This window comes from Roseitalea sp. MMSF_3546, assembly GCF_030732865.1.
Lineage (GTDB): Bacteria > Pseudomonadota > Alphaproteobacteria > Rhizobiales > Rhizobiaceae > Roseitalea.
The window spans coordinates 1-7725 of the sequence record NZ_JASHKB010000050.1 but is presented as its reverse complement, the minus strand read 5'-3'; the positions used below and the strand labels follow the sequence as shown (position 1 = coordinate 7725).

General features: G+C 67.5%; 8 protein-coding genes. 6 read left to right on the top strand and 2 right to left on the bottom strand.

Annotation, left to right across the window (positions count from 1 at the left end):
• Positions 1-159: 159 nt before the first annotated feature.
• Entirely contained in the window at positions 160-1722 is a 1563-nt protein-coding gene (locus tag RBB34_RS19585; RefSeq protein ID WP_306120931.1) for a trimethylamine methyltransferase family protein, read from the bottom strand.
• A 281-nt stretch (positions 1723-2003) separates the two neighbouring features.
• On the opposite strand from RBB34_RS19585, the gene RBB34_RS19580 reads away from it, so the two are divergent.
• Complete coding sequence (locus RBB34_RS19580; protein ID WP_306120930.1) at positions 2004-2705, top strand: B12-binding domain-containing protein; 702 nt, start codon at positions 2004-2006, stop codon at positions 2703-2705.
• A 5-nt stretch (positions 2706-2710) separates the two neighbouring features.
• Here RBB34_RS19580 and RBB34_RS19575 read toward each other — a convergent pair whose 3' ends face one another.
• Positions 2711-3829: a glycosyltransferase family 2 protein gene (locus RBB34_RS19575; RefSeq protein ID WP_306120929.1), complete on the bottom strand. Its 1119-nt coding sequence runs from the start codon at positions 3827-3829 to the stop codon at positions 2711-2713.
• 125 nt (positions 3830-3954) lie between these two features.
• Here RBB34_RS19575 and RBB34_RS19570 point away from each other — a divergent pair, with 125 nt between their 5' ends.
• The 5 genes from RBB34_RS19570 to RBB34_RS19550 all read left to right on the top strand — a co-directional run bounded on the left by RBB34_RS19570 (position 3955) and on the right by RBB34_RS19550 (position 7610).
• The gene (locus RBB34_RS19570) at positions 3955-4590 is read left to right on the top strand and encodes a DUF1638 domain-containing protein (RefSeq protein ID WP_306120928.1); all 636 of its coding nucleotides are present in this window, start codon (positions 3955-3957) and stop codon (positions 4588-4590) included.
• Between the two features lie 86 nt (positions 4591-4676).
• Complete coding sequence (locus RBB34_RS19565; RefSeq protein ID WP_306120927.1) at positions 4677-5333, top strand: exopolysaccharide biosynthesis protein; 657 nt, start codon at positions 4677-4679, stop codon at positions 5331-5333.
• A gap of 97 nt (positions 5334-5430) precedes the next feature.
• Complete coding sequence (locus tag RBB34_RS19560; RefSeq protein ID WP_306120926.1) at positions 5431-5742, top strand: virulence factor; 312 nt, start codon at positions 5431-5433, stop codon at positions 5740-5742.
• 22 nt (positions 5743-5764) lie between these two features.
• Positions 5765-6649, top strand: coding sequence for a methylenetetrahydrofolate reductase (locus RBB34_RS19555; RefSeq protein ID WP_306120925.1), 885 nt, complete (start codon positions 5765-5767; stop codon positions 6647-6649).
• A gap of 4 nt (positions 6650-6653) precedes the next feature.
• Positions 6654-7610: a methyltetrahydrofolate cobalamin methyltransferase gene (locus RBB34_RS19550; RefSeq protein ID WP_306120924.1), complete on the top strand. Its 957-nt coding sequence runs from the start codon at positions 6654-6656 to the stop codon at positions 7608-7610.
• Positions 7611-7725 lie beyond the last annotated feature (115 nt).

Sequence of the window (7725 nt, the reverse complement as noted above, 5' to 3'; positions counted from 1 at the left end):
CCCCTGTGGATCGGGCAAAAAATACAAGAAGTGCTGTGGTCTGAACTGACCACCACAACGCCTGACCGGACGCTTACACCCCATCTTCCACACCTCGTCGTGGATGATCCGCCCAATCTTACGCCGTGCGCCTGTCTCCCTGGCTGAGCCGGGTTCGTTTCAGCCGAAGGCGTCGGGCATCGAGTCCTTTTTTCGCAGCATGAAAACCTGCAGCGCCTCGTCGATCGCCGGGTCGAGCGCCGGCGCCTCGTAGGCATTGAGCCAGTCGCGGCACAGCCTGTTGGCCCGCTCCTCGACGCGTTTGCCGCCCTCGGCCAGCCACTGCTCGAACGAATTGTTGTCGGCCACCGTCGACCGGTAGAAGGCGGTCTGGAAATTCTTCTGGGTGTGCGTGCAGCCAAGATAATGGCTGCCCGGGCCGACCTCGGTTATCGCGTCCATCGCCTGGCCGTTTTCTGAAAGGTCGATCCCCCGGCTCATCGCCTGCATCATGGCGAGCTGGTCGGCATCGATCATGAACTTTTCGTAGGAGGCGACGAGCCCGCCCTCCAGCCAGCCGGCCGAATGCAGCGCGAAATTGGTGCCCGCCAGCAGCGTCATGTTCAGCGTGTTGGCGCTTTCCTGGGCGGCCTGCGCGTCGGGCACCTTCGAGCCGCACAGCGACCCGCCGGTGCGGAACGGCAGGCCCAGCCGCCGCGCGAGTTGCGCCGCGCCATAGGAGACGAGCGAGGGTTCGGGCGTGCCGAAGGTGGGCGCGCCCGACTGCATCGAGATCGAGGCGGCGAAGGTGCCGAAGACGACCGGTGCGCCGGGCCGGCAAAGCTGCGTGAACGCGGCACCGGCCATCACCTCGGCGAGGATCTGCGCCAGCGTGCCGGCGACGGTGACCGGGCTCATCGCGCCGGCCAGGATGAAGGGCGAGACGATGCAGGCCTGGTTGGCCCGCGCATAGACCTTGGCCGCGCCCAGCATGGTGCCGTCGAACACCATGGGCGAATTGGCGTTGATCAAATTGATCAGCACGCAATTGTCGTCGACGAACTGATCGCCGAAGACGATCTTCGCCATGGCGACCGAATCCGCGGCCCGCTCCGGCGCGGTGACCGAGCCCATGAACGGCTTGTCCGAATAGCGGATGTGCGCATAGACCATGTCCAGATGGCGCTTGTTGACGGCGATGTCGACCGGCTCGCACACCGTGCCGCCCGAATGGTGCAGCGCCGGCGCCATGTAGGCGAGTTTGACCAGGTTCCGGAAATCCTCGAGCGTGGCATAGCGGCGCTCGCCGTCCAGATCGCGCACGAAGGGCGGCCCGTAGACCGGCGCGAACACGGTCGCATCGCCGCCGATCCGGACCGATCTTTCCGGGTTGCGCGCATGCTGGGTGAAGACCGAAGGCGCGGTCTTGAGCAACTGCCGGCACAGCCCCTTGGGAAAATGCACGCGCTCGCCGCGCACATCCGCGCCGGCCTGCTTCCACAGGTCGAGCGCCTCGGGGTCCTCGCGAAACTCGATGCCGATCTCCTCAAGGATGTGCTCGGCATTGGCCTCGATCAGCGCCAGCCCCTCCTCGCCCAGCAGTTCGTATGCAGGGATGGCGCGCGTGATATGGGGCAGTTGCGCCGGGCCCGAACCGGCGCGCGCCGCCCGCCGCGCCGCGGCGCCGCCGCGTCCGCGCCGTCCGCCGGCCCCCTCGCCGCCTGCCGCATTGTCCTGGTCCATCGCCACCTCCTGGGGCGCAGCCCTTGCGCCCGTTGCGCAGCATCATGGCGGCGACTGTCCAACGCAAGCGCGGCGACCGCATTGCCGTGCGCGCCGCCCGCTGACACCGTTGCGACACCCCCGCGCGCCCGTCGCAAATCGCCATTGCGGGTCGCTTTCGCGGCAAGGCAGGTCGCATCGAAACCGGTCATGCGGCCCCTGCCCCGATAACCATTCGGGGATCGGGCGGCCGGCGGTCGAATCGGCCGGAACCGTCAGATCGCGGTTGGGAGACCGAAGCCATGTCGGACGCAGACGAGATCATTCTGGCCGAACTGTCCGACGACGACCTCGTCCAGCAGATGCATGACGATCTCTATGACGGCCTCAGGGAGGAGATCGTCGAGGGCACGCAGATCCTGCTCGATCGCGGCTGGGCGCCCTATGACGTGCTCACCCGCGCGCTGGTCGAGGGCATGCGCATCGTCGGCGAGGACTTTCGCGACGGCATCCTGTTCGTGCCCGAGGTGCTGCTTTCGGCCAATGCGATGAAGGCGGGCATGAACATCCTGCGCCCGCTGCTCGCCGAGACCGGCGCGCCCAAGCTGGGCAAGATGGTGATCGGCACGGTCAAGGGCGACATTCACGACATCGGCAAGAACCTCGTCGGCATGATGATGGAGGGCGCCGGCTTCGAGGTCGTCGATCTGGGCATCAACAACCCGGTCGAGACCTATCTGGAGGCGCTCGAGCGCGAACGGCCCGACATATTGGGCATGAGCGCGCTGCTGACCACGACGATGCCCTATATGAAGGTCGTCATCGACGCCATGGTCGAAAAGGGCATCCGCGACGACTATGTCGTGCTGGTGGGCGGCGCCCCGCTCAACGAGGAGTTCGGCCGGGCGATCGGCGCGGACGCCTATTGTCGCGACGCCGCCGTTGCGGTGGAAACCGCCTCGGCCTTCATGAAGCGCCGCCACAACCAGATCGAACACGCCTGAGCGGCTCAGCCGTCGCGCCAGGTGACCAGCTTGGTGACCGCATAGTTGAACAGCGCGCTCATCACCGCGCCCAACAGGCCGGCGAACCAGGCCGGCCAGCCCCATTCGAAGATCCGCACCGCGACCGACACATTGCCGATCGCCCCGATCGAGCAGATGGCATAGAACGTCGCAAGCCCGGACCAGAATTTCAGCCCCGTCAGCTTGCGATGGCCGAAGGTCACCTCGTTGTTGAAGATGAAGTTGGTGGTCATGGCGACATAGGTCGCCGCCACCTGCGCGCCGACGAAGCCCAGGCCGACCGCACCGGCCGCGTAAAGCGCCACCAGATGGACCAGAAGCCCGCTCGTGCCCACCAGCGCGAACAGCAGGAACTGCGCCGGCACCAGCCCCGCCGTATAGCGCGAGACCAGAAGTCCCAGAAACTGGATGGTGACCAGAAAGCCCAGCTTGCTCTCGCCGGCCACGCGCTCGCGAAAGGTGAACGGCACCTCGCGAATGTCCAGTTGCGCCCCATAGCGGCTGACGATGTCGAACAGGATCTTGAAGCCGTCGCGTGCCACCGCGCCCGCGACCCGGTCGGCCACCGCCCGGCGCATCATGAAGAACCCGCTCATCGGATCGGTGGTGAAGCGCCCTGTGACCATGTTGGCCAGCGACGTCGCAAGCTCGCTGCCCCTGGCCCGCGTGCGCCGATGAAAGCCCGCGCCGGCACTGCCGCCATCGGCATAGCGCGAACCGATCACCAGATCGGCGCCGGCCTCGATCTCACCGAGCATCACCGGCAGGCGCGTCTCGTCGTGCTGCAGGTCGGCGTCCATGACCGCGACCACCGGCGCGTTGGCGGCCATCATGCCCTCCACGCACGCTCCCGACAGCCCGCGCCGGCCGACCCGGCGAATGCAGCGCACATGCGGATACTCGCGGCCGACCTGGCGCGCGACCTCCGTCGTCCCGTCCGGGCTGTCATCGTCGACGACAACCACCTCGTGGGCGATCGCGCCCATGGCCTGGCCGATCTTGTCGACGACGGCGCGAATGTTCGGCGCCTCGTTATAGGCCGGCAGAACGATCGTCAGCGCCGGCGCGGCGAGCGCGCTGGCGCTTGCGTCCTTCAGGGTCATTGCGACAGACTGATCACCCAAGACAAAGGCTCCGTCGGATGCGATCACCGCGCGAACCTAGACCGGAAGCCGACCGTCGGCAAATCGCGTGCTGGCAGAAAGCCTTACATTTCACGGAATAACAAATGCTGAACCCGCCCCTTCACGCCGATCCGCAGCCCCTGCGTGTGATCGGTTGCGGCATGCTCGCCCGGGAGATCCTCGATGTGTGTCGCCTCAACGGTCTCGACCACGTTTCGCTGACCTGCCTGCCGGCCGACCACCATCACCGGCCCGAACGCATCGCCCCGGCCGTGGAACGGGCGATCGCGCAGGCCCGCGCCGAAGGGTTCGAGCGCATCTTCATCGCCTATGCCGATTGCGGCACCGGCGGCATGCTCGATGCGGTCTGCGCCCGCCACGGCGTCGAGCGCATCGCCGGCCCGCACTGCTTTTCCTTCTATATCGGCAACGACGCCTTCGCCGCGGCCGGCGAAGCGTTCATGACGACCTTCTTCATGACCGACTTCCTGGCCCGGCATTTCGAGACCTTCCTGATCCGGCCGCTGGGCCTGGACCGTCATCCCGAACTGCTCGGGACCTATTTCGGCCATTATGACCGGCTCTTGTACATCGCCCAGACCGACGACGCGGCGTTGACCGAAAACGCCCGCGCCGCCGCCGACCGGCTCGGACTGGCCTTCGAACGACGCTTTACCGGCCATGGCGATCTCGCAACGGCGCTTGCAGGGGCTGGCCGGTCGCCGCACAAAGCTCTGTAAAGGTGTCTGTGCCATGATGGACGCGGGTATTGAACTGACACAATCTTGCGCCATGACGTTTGCGGGCAATGCAACAGCGGCACGACATGCTTGATCCGACCCCGGAAACCGGACCGATCGTCGAGGCGCGACAAGCGCCGCGCTTTCAGCCGCGCACGCTCTCGCAGGTCATGCGCGAACTGGCCGCCCGCGAACAGGGCGCGGTTTCGGTGCGCTGCATCCGCGACGCGCTGGCCGACCGCAGCTTCGGCACTTTCCTGGTCTTGACGAGCGCCATCAACATGCTGCCCTTTCCGCCCGGCTCGACGCTGGTGCTGGGCATTCCGATCGTGCTGGTCGCGCTGCAGATGGTGGCCGGCCGGCCGACGGTCTGGCTGCCGGAACTCTTCCTGCGCCGGTCGCTGAGCCAGAAGGCCTTCGTTTCGATGACCGGCAGGCTGATCCCCATGCTCGAGCGAATGGAGGCCTGGGTGCGGCCGCGCCACTGGCCCTTTGCCGACCGCCGCCGCGCCGAGCGCCTCATCGGGCTCTACGCGTTCGTTCTGGGCGTTGCCGTGATCCTGCCGGTGCCGTTCGGCAACTGGCTGCCGGCGTTTGCCTGCGCCCTTTGCGGTTTGGCGCTGTCCGAACGCGACGGGCTGTGGCTGGGACTGGGCGTGGCGATCGGCCTTGTTTCGATCGCCGTCATCTTCGGCGTGGTCTTCGTCGCCGGCACGCTGGCCATGCACTGGATCGCAGGGTGATCGCTGCGCTGTCGCTTTTGGATTTGGGCGCGTCGCCGGAGAAATAGCCGGCGGACGCGAACACGCCCATTCTTCCCGTACAAAGGGAAGCACGCAAATGGCCCAGCGCATCATCGTCTATTGGCGCGATATTCCCGCCCAGGTGATCGTCCGCGAGCGGCGCACGGTCGCGCGCCGCCAATTGCCGCCGCGTTTCATGCAGGCCATCGACGCCTGCGCCATGAGGGTCGGAGCCCGCGACAGCGACGCCTATCTGGCGCAGTGGCGCAAGGGCGCCCCCGAAACCGTGAGCGATGCGCTCGACGCCGAGTCCGAACGGGCCTGCGCGCGCATCGAGGCCGAGTACCCGCGCGAGCGGCTGGCCAGGCTGGTCGGCAATGCCGGATACGACACCCCCAACGCGGCCTGAGCCCGCAAGCGAGGCACCTTCCATGATCCACGCCGCCGAGCCCGGAGCCGCCATCCCCGCCTCCATCGAGGTCACGCCGCGCCAGGCGATCGACATGGCCGATCCGGGCGAACTGTTTCCCGCCGCAACGCGTGTCTACCTCACCGATATCGGCACCGAGGGCACGGCCGTGCTTGTTGCGGCCGCGTGCCGGCTGCGCGCCTTCGGCTGCGAGCCGGTGCCGCATTTTCCCGCCCGCCGGCTGCCCAGCCGCGCCGTGCTGGACGATCGTCTTGCCGCCATGGCCGGCGAGGCCGGCGTGACCGATGTGCTCGTCATCGGCGGCGGGTTGGGTGTGCCGGCCGGTCCCTTCACCTCGACCATGGAAGTGCTCGAGACCGGCCTGTTCGACCGCCACGGCATCACCGATATCGGCATTGCCGGTCACCCCGAGGGCTCGCCCGACTTCAGCGACCAGGTCGCCGCCGAGGCGCTGCGCCTCAAGCGCGATTTCGGCGAGCGTTCCGGCGCGCGCATGCGCGTGGTCACCCAGTTCGGCTTCGATGGCGGCAAATTCGTGCGCTGGGCCAAGGGCGTGCGCGAGGCCGGCATCGACCTGCCCGTTCATCTGGGTGTCGCCGGCCCGGCCCGCATCACCACGCTGATCCGCTTTGCGGCGATGTGCGGGGTCGGCACCTCGCTGAGCTATTTCCGCCGCAACACCCATTCGATCGCAACGCTCGCCACCTCCCATTCGCCCGAAAGCGTCGTCGGCCCGATCGAGGCTGCCTGGCGCGACGATCCGCAAAGCCCCATCCGGCAGATCCATGTGTTTGCCTTTGGCGGGCTGGCCAAGGCCGGCGCCTGGCTGACCGAGCGCGGCTCCTGGCCGGCAAGGGCCGGCGCCCGCGCCGCCATCGGGGGCTGACGCCATGAGCCGCACCATCGTCGCCTCGGCCAGGCGCGAAGCCGTCATCGGCTTCGACCAGCCCTTCTGCGTGATCGGCGAACGCATCAACCCCACCGGCCGCAAGAAGCTCGCCGCCGAGATGGTCGAGGGCAATTTCGAAACGGTCAAGAAGGACGCGCTCGAACAGGTCGCGGCGGGCGCGACCATGCTCGACGTCAATGCCGGCGTCACCGCCGTCGATCCCAACGCGACAGAGCCGGATCTGCTGGTCAGGACGGTTCAGATCGTCCAGTCGCTGGTCGACGTGCCGCTGTCGATCGATTCCTCGGTCACCCCGGCGATCGAGGCCGCGCTCGAGGTCGCCGAAGGCCGCCCGCTGGTCAATTCGGTCACCGGCGAGGAGGAAAAGCTCGAGGCGATCATGCCGCTGATCAGCAAGTACGACGTGCCGGTCGTTGCCATCTCCAACGACGAGACGGGCATTTCCGAGGACCCGGACGTGCGTTTCGCGGTGGCCAAGAAGATCGTCGAGCGCGCGAGCGACTACGGCATTGCGGCCCACGACATCGTCGTCGACCCGCTCGTCATGCCGATCGGCGCGATGGGCACCGCCGGCCGGCAGGTGTTCCGGCTGGTGCGCCGCCTGCGCGAGGAATTGGGCGTGAACACGACATGCGGGCTCTCCAACATCTCCTTCGGCCTGCCGCACCGGCACGGCATCAACGCCGCCTTCATCCCGATGGTCATCGCCTCGGGCATGACGAGCGCGATCATGAATCCGTGCCGTCCGCAGGAAATGGAGATGGTCCGCGCCGCCAATGTGCTCGCCGGCAACGACGCCGATTGCGGGAACTGGATCAGGACCTATCGCGACCACGCGCCCGCCGCCGCCAACGCCAATGCCGGCGCGGCCCCGGCCCCTGCCGCGTCCTCTGGCGGTCGCCGGCGTGGCGGCCGCGCGGCGCGGGCAAGGGGGTAGCGCCCTCTCCGAATGATGAGCTTCGCCCCCACCACTTACCCCTCCCCCGCAAGCGTGGGAGGGGAGACGCCGGCCACAAGCCCAACACCCGCTGCCACCGCCAGGCATGCAGCAA

What these genes read in the sequence shown, in the direction of transcription:
- RBB34_RS19565 (WP_306120927.1), top strand. Translation starts at nt 4,677, where the DNA reads ATGCTTGATCCGACCCCGGAAACCGGACCGATCGTCGAGGCGCGACAA.
- RBB34_RS19555 (WP_306120925.1), top strand. Translation starts at nt 5,765, where the DNA reads ATGATCCACGCCGCCGAGCCCGGAGCCGCCATCCCCGCCTCCATCGAG.
- RBB34_RS19570 (WP_306120928.1), top strand. Translation starts at nt 3,955, where the DNA reads ATGCTGAACCCGCCCCTTCACGCCGATCCGCAGCCCCTGCGTGTGATC.
- RBB34_RS19575 (WP_306120929.1), bottom strand. Translation starts at nt 3,829, where the DNA reads ATGACCCTGAAGGACGCAAGCGCCAGCGCGCTCGCCGCGCCGGCGCTG.
- RBB34_RS19585 (WP_306120931.1), bottom strand. Translation starts at nt 1,722, where the DNA reads ATGGACCAGGACAATGCGGCAGGCGGCGAGGGGGCCGGCGGACGGCGC.
- RBB34_RS19580 (WP_306120930.1), top strand. Translation starts at nt 2,004, where the DNA reads ATGTCGGACGCAGACGAGATCATTCTGGCCGAACTGTCCGACGACGAC.
- RBB34_RS19560 (WP_306120926.1), top strand. Translation starts at nt 5,431, where the DNA reads ATGGCCCAGCGCATCATCGTCTATTGGCGCGATATTCCCGCCCAGGTG.
- RBB34_RS19550 (WP_306120924.1), top strand. Translation starts at nt 6,654, where the DNA reads ATGAGCCGCACCATCGTCGCCTCGGCCAGGCGCGAAGCCGTCATCGGC.